Source organism: Acinetobacter sp. DSM 11652 (assembly GCF_900109815.1).
Taxonomy (GTDB): domain Bacteria; phylum Pseudomonadota; class Gammaproteobacteria; order Pseudomonadales; family Moraxellaceae; genus Acinetobacter.
In genome coordinates this window covers 345,345-363,707 of the sequence record NZ_FOBK01000001.1, presented here as the reverse complement: position 1 = coordinate 363,707, position 18,363 = coordinate 345,345, and the positions used below count along the sequence as shown (strand labels likewise).

The following is an 18,363-nucleotide window of genomic DNA, read 5'->3' as shown; positions in this document are numbered from 1 at the left end:
AGTTTAAAAGATTTAACCTTTCCACATGCCTCTAGGAGTAAATTAGAGTGCGCCAAGCAACGGTTTGTATTGACACACACGCATTGCAATACAATTTAAATCGCGTGAAACAACTTGCACCAAACTCTAAAGTTGTAAGTATGGTAAAGGCAAATGCTTATGGTCATGGAGTCTCAGACTGCTTAGCCGCACTGAGCCAGTCTGATGCTTTTGGCGTTGCATGTTTAGAAGAAGCACTTGAAATACGTGAATTAGGTTTTAAACAACCTATCACCTTAATTGAAGGTGTTTTTTCTGAAGATGAAATGCAAATTGCGATTGAGCAACATATTGAAGTAATCGTTCATCATCATCATCAACTGCAGTGGTTGTTGCAAGTTAAAGATGCTTATATCGCCCGAAATCTAAAAGTATGGGTTAAACTAAATAGCGGAATGAACCGCTTAGGCTTCAAAATTGATGTAATCAAATCGATTATTCATCAATTAAAAAATGAAGGTTTTACCTGTGTACTTGCAATGCATTTTGCTAATGCAGATGTTGATCACCCTTTAAATGAACAACAAATATCTCAATTTCTTGAAGTAAAACAAGATTGTGCACCAATTTTAGCTTCATGTTGTAATTCAGCGGCAATTTATAAATACCCTGAATTGCATTTTGACTATGTTCGTCCTGGTATTATGCTGTACGGCGCAACGCCATTTGCAGATCGTGACGTCCACGCTCTAGATTTAAAACCTGTCATGACATTTAGTGCTGAGATTATTGCACTTAACTCCATTCAATCAGGTGAAGCTGTAGGTTATGGCTCAACCTTTGTTGCACAGCGACCTATGCAATTAGCAATTGTCTCGATCGGATATGGTGATGGGTATCCAAGAGCTTTTATTCGTGAGAATTCGGTTTCACTAGATGGTCAATTAACCCCAGTGATTGGCAGAGTTGCCATGGATATGATTGCCATAGATGTCACTGATCTCAACGCAAAAATTGGTGATCCAGTAGAATTATGGGGTAAACATCGTTTAGTGGATGATGTTGCTGAAGCGAATGGTACGATTGGTTATGAGTTGTTATGTCGATTAAGCCAACGTCCGAAGCGTCTCAAAATGTAATGAGCAAATTAAATCAACGTAATGCTAAACAGCATTACGTTGTAGTTCATTAAAATCCGTATCCTGAGCGCGTGTCAAAAATCGAATTAAATAATCAGCTTGATCTTGTGTAAACTGTGTAGGCGTAAATTGACTAAATCCCATATCTATTAAAGCCTGCTTCACTGGACTTTGTCGTCCTACAAACTTCATAGACCATTCTTGAAATTGTTTTTTTTCAATATTTTTTCGCTGGAATAGGCGAATTTGATGATGGCGTTTATCCTTGTGAAGCTTTTGCAACAATATATCTAGTGTGGTTTCATCACCCTCTAGACATTGAAAATAGTGCCCATCTGCATAATATAGCGCTCCAGAAATTTTATGCTCAAAATTGAAATGACGGGCTTCATTCAAGATTTCACGAACATCAATCAATAAGCGACTTGCATCTGCAGTCGACACACTCGCATAACTGAACTGTTGCATTGCTTCCCCTAATTTTTATAGTAATGATTTAATATTCAATGCAACTCAATTTAATCTAAACTCAATCATAAAGCAAAATTATTGCCAATAGTCTTCTGTTGGCCGTGGCAAACCGTTCAATCCTTGACGCAAAGTATCTGACCAAAGTTTACTAATTGATGAGAAATATGGATCATCATCATGAATACGTTTAGACAATGGAATTGCAAAACTATCTTTTTTATAAATACATGCATCTAGTGGTAAGCCCACAGAAACATTAGATCTAAGGGTTGAATCAAATGAAATTAAACCGCATCTTAATGCTTCATCTAATTCAGTATTGTAATTTAATGCACGATCTAAAATTGGTTTACCGTATTTACTTTCCCCAATCTGAAAAAAGGGCGTATCTGACGTCGCATTGATAAAATTACCCTGAGGATAAATATTATATAACTGAATATCCTCCCCTTGAATTTGACCAGAAAGTAAAATCGTACAGTGATAATTACTTTGCTCTAGTTGATCAGTAGTCACATCCATAATGACACGCTTTAAAGTATGACCAACCAATTCAGCCATCTCGAACATGCTATTCACACTATACAAATTAGGTTCGTGTTTTAAATCTAGCTGATTCTGTAAATGTCCTATAACTGCTTGTGTCGTCGCCAAATTACCCGCAGTTTGTATACTGATAAAACGCTCACCCTCAACACCGAAAAGATAGAGTTTACGAAAGACAGAGATATGATCTACACCTGCATTTGTTCGCGTGTCACTGATACAAATTAAGCCATCACGTAAACGCATAGCACAACAATAGGTCATTGAAATCTCTCTTCTAAATTTTGTTCTAACACGGTAATACCTGAACGATGGTCGTCATACTCTCCACGCCACCAGCCTCTCGCACACCTCTGATAGGTGCAACGTCCCAATAATCACGCCCTAATGCAATATAAATGTGTGAACTTGGCGTATAGAGCTGATTGCTAACATCAAATGTATACCAAACTCCATCTATATAAGCTTCAGCCCAAGCATGGCTCGCCAAATGACTCATTTCTGGAACGTAAAGATATCCAGAAACATAACGCGCAGGAATATTTAGCTCTCTACACATACCTACAAATACATGAGTATGATCCTGACATACCCCTTGTTGATGATGGAATGCATCTATTGCCGTAGTATTCACTTGAGTAGAATCTGAAATATATGGCATATGCTCAAGCAATGCATAACTTAAATGTTTTAATTCATCACGAGTCTTTTTACTCACATGCTGAGCTGCAAAAGCTTTCATTTCAGCATCACATTGAGTCGCTGGGGTAATTTGTAGAAAAATACCGACTGGCACTTCTGACTCAATAGCTTGTTCTGAAACTGTATCGATTTCAATAATGCCCTGCGCCATAATACTTAAATTTTGATATGCATAGCGTTGAGTCGAAGTGATCCAAATATTATTAAAGGCATCTTTTGCTTCGACCGTATGACCAGGAATACTCACTGACCAAGCATCTACTTTTTGGTGAGCATTACATTGAGGACACATTCGTATATATTGGATACTATTTTTTGCCGTTTCCGTATATTGATAATGGGTTTGATGATTAATCATCAATTTCATGCATCCACCTCAAATAAACATTGCACCTGATCATTCAATTGGTAAAAGCTATTAGCATTTGGATGCGCTAAAAGATGTTGCCAAGCCTCATCTAAGCTGTCCCATCCTTTAGACTTCAACAGTTCAATCACAACACTTAAAGAATTGATTGTAGAATTAACATCCTGATTCAATCTTATTTCACGATCAAGATTTTCGAAATATTGTCCTAGACTAAAAAACAGAAAAATGTCTTCATTTTCAGCTTCTAGAATATCGCTACACTCATCAACAACAGTACAAATTAATCCTGCATTTTGTGTCGCTGTATCCACCATCTGTTTTAATTCTGAATAAGCCTGAACTGACAATACACCACGTAAATCTTGAATATTATTTTTCACATATTCAAATTGTTGAAAAAAAGAAGCTGGCTGATCATTACTCAGAATCAGCTCATTGAGCGAACACGCATTAAAAGCAGGTAAGCAAAAAGCATGGGCATACTGCAATGCTTGAACATCATCTTGAAATGGAAACTGACCACATAAATGTTGAATACGAGATAAATAACGGCCAACCCAGTAAATATTTTGCGCATTGCTGTTTAATATAATCATGACAAGCTCCTGGTTGTATATTTATGAATGTAGCGGATCTATAACCCACGTATCTTTAATGCCACCACCCTGTGACGAATTTACAACTAATGACCCTTCTTGCATCGCAACTCGGGTTAAACCTCCCGGCACGATTTCTGTACGATACGGTGAACTTAAAATAAACGGTCTTAAATCAATATGGCGTTCAGCGATGCCGAATTCAGTTAAAGTGGGAGCGACTGAAAGCGCTAAAGTTGGTTGTGCAATGTAAGCATGCGGCTGTGCAATTAACTTTAATCTAAATTGTTCAATTTCTTGTTCGGTCGCTTTAGGACCAATTAACATGCCATAACCGCCTGAACCTTGCGCCTCTTTAACCACTAACTTTTCTAAATTACAAAGTACATAATCGAGTTCTTCACGTTCACGACATTGGTAAGTCGGTACGTTATTTAAAATTGGCTTCTGGTTTAGATAGTAATTAATCATTTTATCGACATAAGGATAGATTGATTTGTCATCTGCTACCCCCGTGCCAGGCGCATTCGCAATCACGACATTGTGTTGTAAGTAAGCAGACATTAGGCCAGGTACACCTAATGTACTGTCTGGCATAAAACACAATGGATCAAGAAATCCATCATCTAGGCGTCGGTAAATTACATCGACTTGTTTTTTACCCCAAACGGTTTTGGCATAGACCTTAGCATTTTCAACGAATAAATCCTGACCTGTAACTAGAGGAACATCCATCTCACGTGCGAGGAAACAATGCTCATAATATGCACTGTTATATCGGCCGGGTGTAAGCACCACGATAAATGGTTTATCTACTTCAGCATTTTCCTCGAGTATTTGTCTTAAAAGTTGAGGATATTGCTCTACACCTTGTAAATTTGATGACTTACAAAGTTCGGGCATCATTTTTTCACTAATTTTTCGACTTTCCAACATATAAGACACGCCTGATGGTGTTCTTAAATTGTCTTCTAGTACGAAGAAGTCACCTTGCTGATCACGAATAATATCGATTCCGCTAATTTGACTATAAACTTTACCTTTCAATGAATGTTTATACATCAATGGTTGGTATGCCTCATGAGTGAGCACTTGCAGCTCAGGCACTAAACCATCTTTTAAAATCGCCTGATTATGGTAAATATCATCTAAAAAAAAGTTCAATGCTTGCACCCTTTGTGCACAGCCTTGCTCTATTTTGTGCCATTGTTGTTTGGCAATTACACGTGGAATTAAGTCATAAGGAATAATACGATCTGTACCCTCAGCACCACCATAGACTGTAAATGTAATGCCCTGATAGAGGAAATGTTCCTTCGCTTGATGATTTAATGATTTCAGCTCATCCAAGCTTCTTTCACATAACCAATTTTCGATTTTGCTAGATGCCTCTAATCCAATAGTTTTGTCATCTAAAAGTTCATTATAAAATTCAGATTTAAGTTGATCGAACAAGTACGCAGTGCTGTTTTGTTTAACTTCGATCTGCATAGATTTTTCAAAAGCTTCGACGGTATGATCAGCCTTAAAATTTGCGAGAATTGAAGTGGTATCTTTTTCCTCTTTTAGCATACATACCTCTTAATTGTTATCAATTGTAAACAAAATTAAGCAATTTCAATGCCAAAAATTTACCTATTCATCTATTAATGCCCCATTTTTGAAGCATTCACAACGAAAAATGGCTTAAAGATGTATCGAAATATACTCAACAGCTTCACTTTCCATGCTTGCTTATCTCTTAAAGATTTTTTATTGTGTGTTTGAAAAATATTTTCTCTTTATTCATTAGTTGATTATGTCCTCTCAAGAAAAAGAAACATCGAATAGCTTATATCGACAGTGGCAAATTCTTTCACGTTTAACCACTGGCAAATGGATGGGTACACGAGAGTTGCAAGAGACCCTGCAAAGAGAAGGTATTGAAATCAGTTTAAGAACCATTCAACGTGATTTAAATCAAATTTCTCAAAGATTTCCTATTGAGAGTAATAAAACTGTACCACAAGGTTGGCGTTGGCGATCAGATGCCCCAATTCAAAGCTTGCCGCATATGACCAGCTCACAAGCCGTCACCTTCATGATGGTTGAAGAGCATTTGAAGCATTTGCTTCCTCCAAGCTTAATTGAGGAAATGAACCCTTGGTTCGAGCTTGCAAAACGCAGCTTATCTACACAAAACAATGTACGTCAGTGGATTAACCGAGTTCGTATTGTCCCAGCAAGCCAGCCCTTGATCCCTCCTGTTGTAGATAAACATGCGCAGCAAGCTATTTACGAAGGTCTATTACAAGATAAACAGATCGAATGCATATATCGTGCGCGTGGACCTGAAAGTGAAGAACGTGGTTATACCTTAAACCCGCTCGCATTGGTTCAAAAGGGTTCAATCATTTATTTGATTTGTACTCGACATGACAAATCAGAAGTTCAAACCTTTGCTTTACATCGCTTTAAATCTGCAAAAGTTCTAGAACAACGCGCCTTACACCCTGTTGACTTTGATATTGATGCTTACATTGAATCTGGTGCGCTCGGCTTTAGAGTTGATTTCAATAAACCCACTGAGCTCGTTCAACTCGAACTCTTTATGAATAAAGCTGATGCACTTTACTTTTCCGAAAGCCAACTCAGTAAAGATCAATCCATTACACAAGTATCCGATGATCTCTTTAAAGTGGTGGCTAATGTGCCCTTTACTTCACAATTGGTTTGGTGGCTCAGAAGCTTCGGCAAAAAAATCATTCGTATAGAACCGCTCGATGTATTTAACGCCGTTCATGAAATTGAAAATTAAAAAAAGAGCCAAATTGGCTCTGAAGATTTTTTATTATCATATTTTCAGTATTGCGCTGATTTCTAATTGTGTTGAGTTTAAATACGTGAACTAAACTCCCCTTTAGCCCACGTACATTTTTCAATGTCGTTGGATTATGATTTACATCGTGCAGCATGCAATTTCATAACCATTATAACGAATACGCTTCATCGTCATGGCCTTTCCTCTTTGTTGTGAACGTAGAATCAATATAACGACATCAACTTGGATTGAGAAATAATCATAATTTCTTTATTAATCTCTATTCTTGTTAAACATAAATAATAAATTATTCATCTTATTTATGAATAAATCGTTATATGAGGATCAAAAAAACCCGCATCAAGCGGGTTTTTTGGACTGCAACAGGCTTAAGCAGATTTTTTAGTTTGTGCATTCTTACGAATCGTAATCATCACCAATTGAACAGCAGCAGGTGTTACGCCCGGAATACGACTTGCTTGAGCAAGAGTTTCAGGACGAACCTCTTTGAGTTTCAAGGTAATTTCACGAGATAAACCAGATACTACGTCATAATCAAAATCAGCTGGAATCTTGGTTTCTTCAAGACGCTTCATTTGTGCAACATCTTGATGCTGACGGTTGATATAACCTTCGTATTTCACCGCAATCTCAATTTGGTCACCCACTTGAGCAGAAACATCAGAACCAGTAAGTTCCGCAATTTGAGCAAAAGTAATGTTTGGACGTTTCAATAAATCAATTGCTGAACATTCTTTAGAAAGATCCGCACCTGTCATTTCAACGAATTTTTTACCCATTGGATTGTTTGGTGCAGCCCAAAGATGTTGCAAACGACCTGTTTCACGCTCAACCGCTTCCATTTTTTCACAATATGCTGCCCAACGCTCGTCATCCACAAGACCCATTTCACGACCGATTGGCGTCAAACGTTGGTCTGCGTTATCTTCACGAAGCATCAAACGGTATTCCGCACGTGAGGTAAACATACGGTACGGTTCTTTCGTACCTAAAGTGATTAAGTCATCAACCAATACACCCATGTACGCTTCATCACGCTTCGGTGTCCATTGCTCTTGATCCCACGCACGGCGTGCAGCGTTCAGGCCTGCAAGTAATCCTTGTGCACCAGCTTCTTCATAACCTGTCGTACCGTTAATTTGACCCGCAAAGTACAAGTTATTAATCGCTTTAGTCTCTAAAGTGAATTTCAACGCTTGAGGGTTGAAGTAGTCGTATTCAATCGCATAACCCGGACGAAGAATGTGCGCATTTTCCATACCACGGATTGAGCGTACTAACTCAAACTGAACATCAAATGGAAGCGATGTAGAGATACCATTTGGATAAAGCTCATGAGTATCTAAACCTTCAGGCTCAAGGAATACTTGATGAGAATCTTTATCGGCAAATTTATGAATTTTATCTTCGATTGACGGACAGTAACGTGGTCCTACACCTTCAATCACACCAGTATACATCGGTGAACGGTCTAGGCCGCCACGAATAATATCATGGGTTTTTTCGTTGGTGTGCGTGATATAGCAGTTAACTTGCTCTGGGTGCATAGATGCATCACCCATAAATGACATCGTTGGTGATGGGAAATCACCCGGCTGTGGTGTCATCACAGAGAAATCCACAGAACGTGCATCAATACGTGGTGGTGTACCTGTTTTTAAACGACCCACTGGCAGTTGAAGCTCACGTAAACGGTGCGCTAAAGAAATTGAAGGTGGATCACCTGCACGACCGCCGCTTGATTTCTCAAGACCAACATGAATCACGCCACCCAAGAATGTCCCAGCGGTTAACACGACTGTTTTCGCATCAAAGCGAATCCCCATTTGTGTTACCACACCTTTAACGGTATCGCCGTCAACAATGAGGTCATCTGCTGCTTGTTGGAAAATATCAAGATTGGCTTGGTTTTCTAATGTTTCGCGAATAGCCGCTTTATAACGTACACGGTCAGCCTGCGCACGCGTTGCACGAACTGCAGCACCTTTACGTGAGTTCAGAATACGGAACTGAATACCACCCTTGTCTGCTGCGAGTGCCATCGCACCACCTAAGGCATCAATTTCGCGAACAAGGTGTGATTTACCAATACCACCAATCGCTGGGTTACAGCTCATCTGCCCTAAAGTCTCAATATTATGAGTTAAGAGTAAAGTCTGTCGACCCATACGTGCCGCAGCAAGCGCTGCTTCTGTACCAGCGTGTCCGCCACCGATAACAATGACATCGTAAACTTTAGGATAATGCATAGTGGTATATGAGGAGATAAAAATAATGACAGAAAATTATAGCAAATTTTGTTTGCCTTGAGACAATCGAGAACAATTTAATTCTAATTTTTTTGAAGTCCAATAATATAAACCATATTGATATAAAAATTTATAAATTTTGCAGATTTAAGTGATTTTTTAACAATTTAGAAAATTTATTTACAGCATTGCCCTTCCATTGATTTGACTATTTTTTCAACATATTCATGTCATATTTTTTAACAAGAGTATACGAACATGAAAGTCCAGTTATTTACGATGTCAATGTTATGTTGTTTGGGTCTAAGCGTAAGTAGTATGAGTATTGCGAATGACAAAGTTGATAATGCCTATAATGCCAAACAATTCCAAAGCGTATGTAAGGGTAAAAGCGAAGGTGATGCTGTCAGTTTCCCATATAAAGGAATCATTTGGAATGGTACTTGCCAAACTCAATTTTTCCCAACCCAAAGTAAAGATTTGAAAGGAAATGAAGAGCAGCTTAATTCAGCTTGTAAGTCTGATGCAGCGAGTGTTTCAGTAAATATCGAAGGTCAAGAATATAAAGGCAAATGTGCACTCGGATATGCGCCACCGATGCCAAAAGCGTCTTAACCCAATTTTTTTTAAATTCGACCATTTATGCAACCAATTGAAAAATTGGTTGCTTTTATTTATTGATAACGATAAAACCAAATTAAAAATAACGATCTATTTACATATAACACAACAAAATTCAGGATGAATTTATGGACACAGGGATCCTCACGATTTTTTTACCTTTAGCACTTGCAATTGTGATGGCGGGTTTAGGACTTGAACTCACTGTTCAAGATTTTCTACGCGTTCGCAAACACCCTAAAGCAGTGCTCATCGCATTATTTTCCCAACTCGTCATTTTGGTTGGCGTTGCATTTATTATATGTAAAATACTCAATCTTACGCCTTACTTGGCTGTCGGCTTAGTGTTGCTTGCTGCCTCACCAGGGGGTGCGACAGCCAATCTGTTTAGCTATTTATATAAAGGTGATGTTGCTCTCAACATCACCTTGACTGCGATTAATGCCATTATTGCTGCAGTGACCTTGCCGCTGATCGTGAATTTTGCAATCACACATTTCATTCAGGATTCAACTCAAATTGGTCTGCAATTTAGTAAAATTTTACAAGTGTTCGCCATTATTCTTATTCCAGTTGCCCTCGGTATGTTTGTGCGCTACAAATTTCCAAATGTTGCAACTAAACTAGAAAAACCAGTGCGTATTTTTGCCGTTGTATTCTTAGTGTTAATTATTGTCGGTGCAGTACTTTCTGAACGTGCCAACATTATGAATTATCTTGCTCAAATTGGTTTGGCAACAGCGTTATTTTGTATCGCAAGTCTTAGCGTTGGTTATTTTCTACCACGCTTCTTTGGTGTACCGAGTTTTCAAGCAAGAGCGTGTGCTTTTGAAATTGGTATCCATAACAGTACTTTGGCCATGGCGATTGCAATCACGATAATGAATAGCAGCGAAATTGCGATGCCAGCAGCTGTTTATTCAATCTTTATGTATATCTTCGCTGCTATTTTCGGCATGTTGCTGAATCGTTTTGCACCATTGGACCATCCGGCTGAGTTAACTCGAAACCACTCACAAATTAACTGATATTAATTGAGTTAACCCACTCATCTTAAAGGCACTGTAATCGTGCCTTTATTTATGCTTCAGGTTTTATCTGCATTCTTAAAGCGAATACAGTACAATGCTAACTCTCGTATTGCATATTTAGGTTTTTTTACTGTGAAGTGGTTACAAATCCATATTACTGTCGATCAAGCACAAGTTGATTTTACTGAAACATTATTATTATCTCTTGGTGCAGTAAGTGTGACGCTAGATGATGCAGAAGATCAAGCGTTATTAGAACCACTTCCAGGTGAGACTCCGCTTTGGAACAAAGTTATCGTAACGGGTATTTACGCTCAAGAAGATGATGAAGAAATCGATGTCGTCGCACTAGAAACTTTCATTAAAGACCAGATGCCTGAAGCGCCTTTACGTTATGAGTTTATCGAAGATCAAGAGTGGGAACGCACTTGGATGGATGCATATGAGCCAATTCAAATTGGTGAAAAATATTGGATCGTGCCTGAGTGGATGGAAGCACCTGAAGCGGATGCGGTCAATATTAAATTAGATCCAGGCCTAGCTTTTGGTACAGGTAATCATGCTTCAACATTCCTCTGCCTACAATGGTTAGGTAAAACCGATGTAAAAGACAAAATCGTCATCGATTACGGCTGTGGTTCTGGCATTCTAGGTGTTGCTGCCCTACTGCTTGGTGCAAAAAAAGTATATGCAACAGATATTGATCCTCAAGCTGTACTCGCTACACAACAAAATGCTGAATTAAATGGCGTGCTCGAAAATTTATATGTCGGCTTACCTGAAGAATTTAATCAAGCACTTGGTGAGCAAAAGGCAGATGTATTTGTCGCAAATATTCTTGCTGGCCCACTGATGGCGCTTGCTGAGGAGTTTTCAACACTCATTCAACCTGAAGGTGAATTCGCACTAGCCGGTATTATTGAAGAGCAAGTTGATGATGTTTCTCGTGTTTATGCTGATTTTTTTGATATATTAGACAAAGAAAAGCGTGATGAAAATTGGTACCGTCTTTCTGGGAAACGCCATAAATAAGTAGAGCTTAATTTAAGATATGAGTGATAAACAAACCCGCTGCCCAAATTGCTCCACAATTTACAAGGTATCAGTCACCCAGTTAACTGTTGCCGAGGGTATGGTTTGTTGTCCTAAATGTTCTGCTGAGTTTAATGCGCTTCTACATCTATTCAATCCTCAACCGAAAGTGATTGAACCTTTAATCACAGAAGCCCAAGACAGTACAGCACCATCTGAAGATGTGATTGAACCTAAACAAGAACAACACCTATTGGATATTTTCGATCGTAAAGTTGCAAATTCAAACATAACCTTGCGTACGTATTTAAATAACTTAAATACGTTCAATCATGATCCGATTACCAACTACCCTTCTTTAAATCTTTCATCATCAATCCATGCCAATAGCCAATCGAAACCAAGAACTAGGCTTTATATTGCGACATGGGCGATCGTAAATACAATTTTAGCGTTATTACTGGTTTTTCAATTTTTATGGTTTAACCCAAGCTCATCTGCGCTAAATCAGGCATTTATATCAGCATGTAACTTATTTAATTGTGACACGCTTGATGAACGCTATACCCATATAAAAGTACAAGACCTCAATATTGAGTCAACATCAGCGATCTCCACTGTTTTTTCAGGTCACTTGGTGAACCAATATAGCAAAGGGCTAAAACTGCCTCTGTTGAAAATAAGCATTTTTCAACAAGGTAAATTGATTTCATCCTCTATTAAAGCACCCAATGAATATTTAGTAGAAAGTTTGCATGGAATTACACGAATTCCTCAAGACAGTCCATTTGGTTTCAAATTTAGTATAAATTTTTCCCAATCTGAGTTTGACAATTATAAATTGGAAGTTATACGACCATAAGATCAAAAAAAATGATAAAAAAATTAAAAAAAATGTAGTTTTCTTGCTCACTTTTTCATAGACAATGGTATGATACGCGCCACGAAAGCTTTGTACCGCAAACTCCTCGCAATTTCTCAAAATAAATACAGTTCTGTTCATGTGCTTGATTTTTTATTCAGCGCATCAGGGATGTTTTTTGTTTTATGTGGAACCGTAACAAATATTAAACTATTGTTACGCTTATTTTTCACTCAATTGCTCTAGTTGTGGCAAGCTAATTGTTCTTGTTTTAGAGTCGACCGTTTTAGGACCTAAAACGGAGCTCGTTTTTTTATTTTGACCACAAAATCACTTTTACCCTAAGTGATTATTGATTCTCGGATTAACTCGCATGAATAGCAAATCTCCTATTTTTACTGCACAATCTGATGTCGCTCTTCGTATTCACGTAGATCGCGCAGTTCGCCATTATTTTGCACAATTGCAAGGCGAGCAACCATCTCAAGTTTATGACATGGTTTTAGCAGAAATGGAGAAACCTCTTTTATCTGTAGTGTTAGAATATACACGTGGCAACCAGACTCGCGCTGCTGAGATTCTAGGCCTTAACCGTGGTACTTTACGTAAAAAGTTGAAAGCTCACGGTTTAATGAGTGAATAAATGATAAAATGCTTGCGGCTTCCGCGGGCATTTTTTTTACCTGCTATTTAGCTTTTTTGTTTTAATTCTTGATAACTGTGACTAAATCATGACTATTAAACGCGCATTAATCTCTGTTTCTGATAAAACAGGCATTGTTGAATTTGCCCAAGACCTTGTTGCTCTAGGGGTAGAAATTTTATCTACTGGCGGTACTTATAAGTTGTTACGTGACAACAATATTGCTGTAGTCGAAGTTTCAGAGCACACTGGTTTCCCAGAGATGATGGACGGACGTGTAAAAACACTTCATCCGAAAATCCACGGTGGTATCTTGGCTCGTCGTGGTCTAGATGAAGCTGTGATGGCTGAACACAACATCGATGCGATCGATTTAGTTGTGGTAAACCTTTATCCATTTGCTGCAACTGTTGCAAAACCTAACTGCTCACTTGCTGATGCGATTGAAAATATCGACATCGGTGGTCCAACGATGGTTCGTGCTGCTGCGAAAAACCATGCGTCTGTAGGTATCGTTGTAAATGCATCTGACTATGCGACTGTAGTTGCTGAGCTTAAAGCTGAAGGCTCACTTTCTTATGCAACTCGTTTTGACTTAGCAGTTAAAGCATTTGAACATACTGCTCAGTACGACGGTATGATCGCATCTTACTTAGGCGCTCGCGTTGGTAAAGAAGAAGGTCAAGCTGATCAATTTGCACGTACATTCAATACGCAATTAAATAAAGCTCAAGATTTACGTTACGGTGAAAACCCACATCAATCTGCTGCATTCTATGTTGACCCTGCTGCAACTGAAGCCTCTGTTTCTACTGCTAAACAGTTGCAAGGTAAAGAATTATCTTATAACAACATTGCAGATACTGATGCAGCACTTGAATGTGTTAAATCATTTGCGAAACCTGCATGTGTAATCGTGAAACACGCTAACCCATGTGGCGTTGCAGTCTCTTTAGACGGTATTAAAGCTGCATATGACCTTGCATATGCAACTGATCCAGAATCTGCATTCGGTGGCATCATTGCGTTTAACCGTGAATTAGACGTTGCAACTGCACAAGCTATTGTTGATCGTCAATTTGTTGAAGTGATTATTGCACCAAGCGTTGCTGAAGGCGTACTTGAAGTAACGGGCGCGAAGAAAAACGTACGTGTACTTGTATGTGGTGAATTACCAGCTATTGACGAACGTGCTCCACAAATGGACTACAAACGTGTAAACGGTGGTTTACTCGTTCAAGATCAAGACTTAGGTATGATTACTAAAGATGATCTTAAAGTTGTGACGAAACGTGCCCCAACTGAACAAGAAATTGATGACATGATCTTTGCTTGGAAAGTTGCGAAATACGTTAAATCAAACGCGATTGTTTATGCTAAAAACCGTCAAACGATTGGTGTGGGCGCAGGTCAAATGAGCCGCGTAAACTCTGCTCGTATTGCTGCGATCAAAGCCGAACATGCAGGCTTAGTCGTTGAAGGTGCAGTAATGGCATCTGACGCATTCTTCCCATTCCGTGATGGCATTGATAACGCTGCTAAAGCAGGTATCAAATGTATCATCCAACCGGGTGGTTCAATGCGAGATGAAGAAACGATTGCTGCTGCTGACGAAGCAGGTATTGCAATGGTGTTCACTGGCATGCGTCATTTCCGTCATTAATTAATGGTTCGTGTCATGATGACTTCTCATAAGTCACCTATAACACTGATAAGAGATTTTTAATCTTGCCTAAAGTCCTCTTCTATTCATTTAGTTGAGGACTTTATGTCATTTTCGATTCATGGAGTATGAACCGATGAATATTTTAGTTTTGGGTAATGGCGGTCGTGAACATGCGTTAGCATGGAAAATCGCTCAAGATGAAAAAGTAGCTAAAGTTTTTGTTGCACCGGGTAATGCGGGCACAGCAACTGAACCAAAATGTGAAAATGTAGCACTTAACATTTTAGATAACCCTGCCATTATCGACTTTGCAAAAAATAATGCCGTGGACCTGATTGTTGTCGGTCCTGAAGCACCGCTTGTAAATGGTGTAGTCGATGCTTGTCGCGCTGCAGGTGTGAAAATTTGGGGTCCTACCCAATTTGCAGCGCAATTAGAAGGCTCTAAAGCATTTGCGAAGCACTTCCTGAAACGTCACAACATCCCAACGGCTTTCTATGACGTGTTCACAGAAGTCGATGCTGCTAAGGCATTTGTTGAGAAAAATGGTGCGCCGATCGTGATCAAAGCTGATGGTCTTGCTGCTGGTAAAGGCGTGATCGTTGCGATGACCAATCAAGAAGCATTCGATGCAATTGATGACATGCTTGCAGGCAACAAATTTGGTGATGCAGGTTCACGCGTTGTCATCGAAGAGTTCTTGGCAGGTGAAGAAGCATCTTTCATTTGTATGATTGATGGCGACAACATTTTACCTATGGCAACTTCACAAGATCACAAACGTATCTTTGAAGGTGACCAAGGTCCTAACACTGGTGGTATGGGTGCTTACTCTCCTGCTCCTGTTGTAACGGCTGAAGTTTTTGAAAAAACCATGAATGAAGTGATGCGTCCTACCGTTGAAGGTATGAAAAAAGACGGTCACATTTATACAGGTTTCTTATACGCTGGCTTGATGATTGATGAACAAGGTCAACCAAAAGTGATCGAGTTTAACTGTCGTTTTGGTGACCCTGAAACTCAACCGATCATGATGCGTTTAAAATCATCTTTAGTTGATTTAGTTGAAGCAGGTATTGAAGGTAAACTTCCTGCAGAAGCTGAATGGGATGAGCGTAAAACTGTCGGTATCGTACTTGCATCCAAGGGCTACCCTGAAACCTCTAGCAATGGCGATGTGATTTCTGGTTTAGATACGGAAATGGCAGATGCGAAAGTGTTCCATGCAGGTACGAAAGCCAATGAGAATGGTGACATCGTAACTGCTGGTGGTCGTGTCCTTTGCGTGACTGCACTTGGTAATACCATTGGTGAAGCACAAGCAAAAGCTTTAGAGCTTTGCCAAAAAGTAACGTTTGACGGCGTTCAATACCGTAAAGATATTGGTTACCGCGCGATTGCTCGTGAAAATGCTTAATACAGTTTAAGTATTAAAAAACCCCGCTTTGTGCGGGGTTTTTAATTAATTTCTTAAAGTTCAATTGATGTTTTATCATCTAATTCATCAAGATAATGATTGACTGATTTTCTAAAATCTAATGGTTTAGCAATATATGGAATTGGGGCATTAGAACCACCAGTTCCTCTAACAATAATTGAACCAAAATTAAATATGCGACCTAGGATACCTTGATCTACACCAAGACTCTCTACACGATTGATTTTAAGTTCAATTGTATTACGGCGAATTAACCCAGTTTTAGCAATAATCCTTCTATTCGTTATAGCTAGCTCTGTGGTCCATACGTTAATAATAGCTACTAAAATAAAAATTAGACCAATTCCAGCCATAGGTAACAATAATACCCCTATAATAATATAGCCAATTTGAGACATCCAAGACACATGTGCCCTTTCTAATATTTTTTCGTCTCTAGCTAGATTAGACTCAATGTAACTACCCATCACTACCTCATAATTATAAATTGTGCTTAATATTAGGATTTATTGAAAATATTTATATTGCTTGCAACAATATCTAACATTCCAATTCATTTCAACAAATACACAATAATTAATAAATAGTTAAATCATAATCTAAAGTAGTCCTTAAACCCTTAGAAAGAGCTTTTCCTTATTCCTGATTTACTTTAGGATGCAGCTTTACCATCATCTTAGAATATCCACGAACAAAATTAGACTGAACAATCTCAGGTGTTTCAAGCACTTCAATTCTGTCATAACGTTTGAGAATCTCCTCCCAAAGAATAGTCAATTGCATCTCAGCCAAACGACTACCCATACAGCGATGAATTCCATAACCAAATGATAGATGTTTTTTCACATTTTCACGATCAATACGAAATTCATCCGCATTTTCAAACACAGTTTCATCACGGTTAGCAGACGCATACCACATAACAACTTTGTCACCTTTGCGGATATACTGACCTTTATAAATTAGATCTTGAGTCGCTACACGGCGCATATACGCCAATGGTGTCTGCCAACGAATAATCTCACTAACCATATTAGGCAACAGATCAGGATTATTCTTCAGCTTGTCTAATTCCTGAGGGAACAAATGCATTGCATAAACCCCGCCCGACATCGAGTTACGAGTCGTATCATTCCCGCCTACGATTAATAATGCCAAATTCCCCAGAAACTCTAATGGCCGCTGAATCAGATCCTTTGTTTCATCACTCCGAATAAGCATACTCATCAAGTCAAAGCTTGAAGCCTCACCTGCTTCTATACGTGCAGCCTTATCATGCCAAAGTTGTGACAAATCTCTCACCATCTCTTTTAGACCATCAAAAGTATTTTCAATGGTCATCGTGCCGCCTGTCGTACCTGGGGATGAAGATGCAATTTCAGACCAATAGACCAATTTACGGCGTTCTTCGTAAGGGAAATCTAGCAATGTTGCCAACATTCTTGAGGTCAGCTCAATTGAAACTCGATCTACAAAGTCGAAAGCTTCATTTAAAGGCAAGTGATCAAGTACGTCTTGGGTACGTGTCCGAATCAAGCTTTCCATGTCTTTTAAGTTTTTAGGTACAAAAACCCCCTGCACAGCTTTACGCTGAATATCATGCTTCGGTGGATCCATCGCAATAAACATTTCAAGCTCTAAACCTTGCGGTTGCTCACCCAACATAATGATCGGTTCTGAAGAGAAGAGCTGATGATTTTTATCAACGTACATGACATCTTCGTACTGTGTCATCGACCAAAAAGGACCAAATAAACTGTTTGATTGATAATGTATCGGCGCATCTTTCCGTAATCGCTTAAAAGTATCCTTCCATACACCTTGCTTGTATAAAAAAGGGCTACTGACATCAAGCTCTTGTAAGGGGCAAACATTTGGATCTGGAAGTTGAATTTCTTCAATTTGATCAAAATCAGGATTCTTAAATAGGCTACTTTTTAATTTATGGTATACATGGGCAGCTTTGATGTGATTTTCTAAGGGAATATAGCGAGCGCTAAAATTCACCAAATCTACTCGAACAGCATTCATTTTTTTGACTAAATTATTCATGACAATGTGTCCTATGTGATCTCATCTTTAAATTTATATTCAGCCTTTATTCCATTAAGCTGATGATCTGTGTTTGAGCATAGAATTTAAAAAATACAGAATCAGGTCATTTTTTGACATTAATAAGTCATTTTTTGACATTATT

17 protein-coding genes are annotated in these 18,363 nt (G+C 38.7%); 9 read left to right on the top strand and 8 right to left on the bottom strand.

The genetic code is table 11. The features are described 5' to 3' along the window. Positions 1-47 precede the first annotated feature (47 nt). The gene (gene alr, locus BMW42_RS01775) at positions 48-1,118 is read left to right on the top strand and encodes an alanine racemase (protein ID WP_092766173.1); all 1,071 of its coding nucleotides are present in this window, start codon (positions 48-50) and stop codon (positions 1,116-1,118) included. 24 nt (positions 1,119-1,142) lie between these two features. Here the strand turns inward: alr and BMW42_RS01770 are convergent, their stop codons facing one another. The 5 genes from BMW42_RS01770 to BMW42_RS01750 form a co-directional block, all read right to left on the bottom strand. Continuing rightward, complete coding sequence (locus tag BMW42_RS01770) at positions 1,143-1,586, bottom strand: BLUF domain-containing protein (protein WP_092766172.1); 444 nt, start codon at positions 1,584-1,586, stop codon at positions 1,143-1,145. 78 nt (positions 1,587-1,664) lie between these two features. Further along, entirely contained in the window at positions 1,665-2,399 is a 735-nt protein-coding gene (locus BMW42_RS01765) for a peptidase (protein ID WP_035267625.1), read from the bottom strand. A gap of 25 nt (positions 2,400-2,424) precedes the next feature. Next, complete coding sequence (locus BMW42_RS01760) at positions 2,425-3,204, bottom strand: transglutaminase family protein (protein ID WP_092766171.1); 780 nt, start codon at positions 3,202-3,204, stop codon at positions 2,425-2,427. Further along, positions 3,201-3,803, bottom strand: a complete 603-nt coding sequence (locus BMW42_RS01755; RefSeq protein WP_092766170.1) for an alpha-E domain-containing protein — start codon at positions 3,801-3,803, stop codon at positions 3,201-3,203. The genes BMW42_RS01760 and BMW42_RS01755 overlap by 4 nt, the downstream gene beginning before the upstream one ends. 21 nt (positions 3,804-3,824) lie before the next feature. Next, positions 3,825-5,375: a circularly permuted type 2 ATP-grasp protein gene (locus BMW42_RS01750; protein ID WP_092766169.1), complete on the bottom strand. Its 1,551-nt coding sequence runs from the start codon at positions 5,373-5,375 to the stop codon at positions 3,825-3,827. Positions 5,376-5,601: 226 nt separating this feature from the next. Here BMW42_RS01750 and BMW42_RS01745 point away from each other — a divergent pair, with 226 nt between their 5' ends. After that, entirely contained in the window at positions 5,602-6,600 is a 999-nt protein-coding gene (locus tag BMW42_RS01745; RefSeq protein WP_092766168.1) for a helix-turn-helix transcriptional regulator, read from the top strand. A gap of 392 nt (positions 6,601-6,992) precedes the next feature. On the opposite strand, the gene mnmG is transcribed toward BMW42_RS01745, so the two are convergent. Then, complete coding sequence (gene mnmG, locus BMW42_RS01740; RefSeq protein ID WP_092766167.1) at positions 6,993-8,873, bottom strand: tRNA uridine-5-carboxymethylaminomethyl(34) synthesis enzyme MnmG; 1,881 nt, start codon at positions 8,871-8,873, stop codon at positions 6,993-6,995. A gap of 258 nt (positions 8,874-9,131) precedes the next feature. Between mnmG and BMW42_RS01735 the strand changes: the two genes are divergently transcribed. The 7 genes from BMW42_RS01735 to purD all read left to right on the top strand — a co-directional run bounded on the left by BMW42_RS01735 (position 9,132) and on the right by purD (position 16,145). Then, the gene (locus BMW42_RS01735) at positions 9,132-9,488 is read left to right on the top strand and encodes a hypothetical protein (RefSeq protein WP_035267631.1); all 357 of its coding nucleotides are present in this window, start codon (positions 9,132-9,134) and stop codon (positions 9,486-9,488) included. Between the two features lie 134 nt (positions 9,489-9,622). Then, positions 9,623-10,522, top strand: coding sequence for a bile acid:sodium symporter family protein (locus BMW42_RS01730; protein ID WP_092766166.1), 900 nt, complete (start codon positions 9,623-9,625; stop codon positions 10,520-10,522). Positions 10,523-10,657: 135 nt separating this feature from the next. Continuing rightward, on the top strand, positions 10,658-11,557 hold the full coding sequence (gene prmA, locus BMW42_RS01725; protein WP_092766267.1) for a 50S ribosomal protein L11 methyltransferase: 900 nt from the start codon (positions 10,658-10,660) through the stop codon (positions 11,555-11,557). 19 nt (positions 11,558-11,576) lie between these two features. Continuing rightward, the gene (locus BMW42_RS01720; protein ID WP_092766165.1) at positions 11,577-12,419 is read left to right on the top strand and encodes a DUF3426 domain-containing protein; all 843 of its coding nucleotides are present in this window, start codon (positions 11,577-11,579) and stop codon (positions 12,417-12,419) included. 373 nt (positions 12,420-12,792) lie between these two features. After that, positions 12,793-13,062, top strand: a complete 270-nt coding sequence (gene fis / locus BMW42_RS01715) for a DNA-binding transcriptional regulator Fis (RefSeq protein ID WP_001086304.1) — start codon at positions 12,793-12,795, stop codon at positions 13,060-13,062. Positions 13,063-13,150: 88 nt separating this feature from the next. Continuing rightward, complete coding sequence (purH, locus tag BMW42_RS01710; RefSeq protein WP_092766164.1) at positions 13,151-14,725, top strand: bifunctional phosphoribosylaminoimidazolecarboxamide formyltransferase/IMP cyclohydrolase; 1,575 nt, start codon at positions 13,151-13,153, stop codon at positions 14,723-14,725. A 136-nt stretch (positions 14,726-14,861) separates the two neighbouring features. Continuing rightward, complete coding sequence (gene purD, locus BMW42_RS01705) at positions 14,862-16,145, top strand: phosphoribosylamine--glycine ligase (protein ID WP_092766266.1); 1,284 nt, start codon at positions 14,862-14,864, stop codon at positions 16,143-16,145. A gap of 53 nt (positions 16,146-16,198) precedes the next feature. On the opposite strand, the gene BMW42_RS01700 is transcribed toward purD, so the two are convergent. After that, positions 16,199-16,633, bottom strand: coding sequence for a PH domain-containing protein (locus tag BMW42_RS01700; protein WP_092766163.1), 435 nt, complete (start codon positions 16,631-16,633; stop codon positions 16,199-16,201). Between the two features lie 169 nt (positions 16,634-16,802). After that, positions 16,803-18,197, bottom strand: coding sequence for a cytochrome P450 (locus BMW42_RS01695; protein WP_092766265.1), 1,395 nt, complete (start codon positions 18,195-18,197; stop codon positions 16,803-16,805). Positions 18,198-18,363 lie beyond the last annotated feature (166 nt).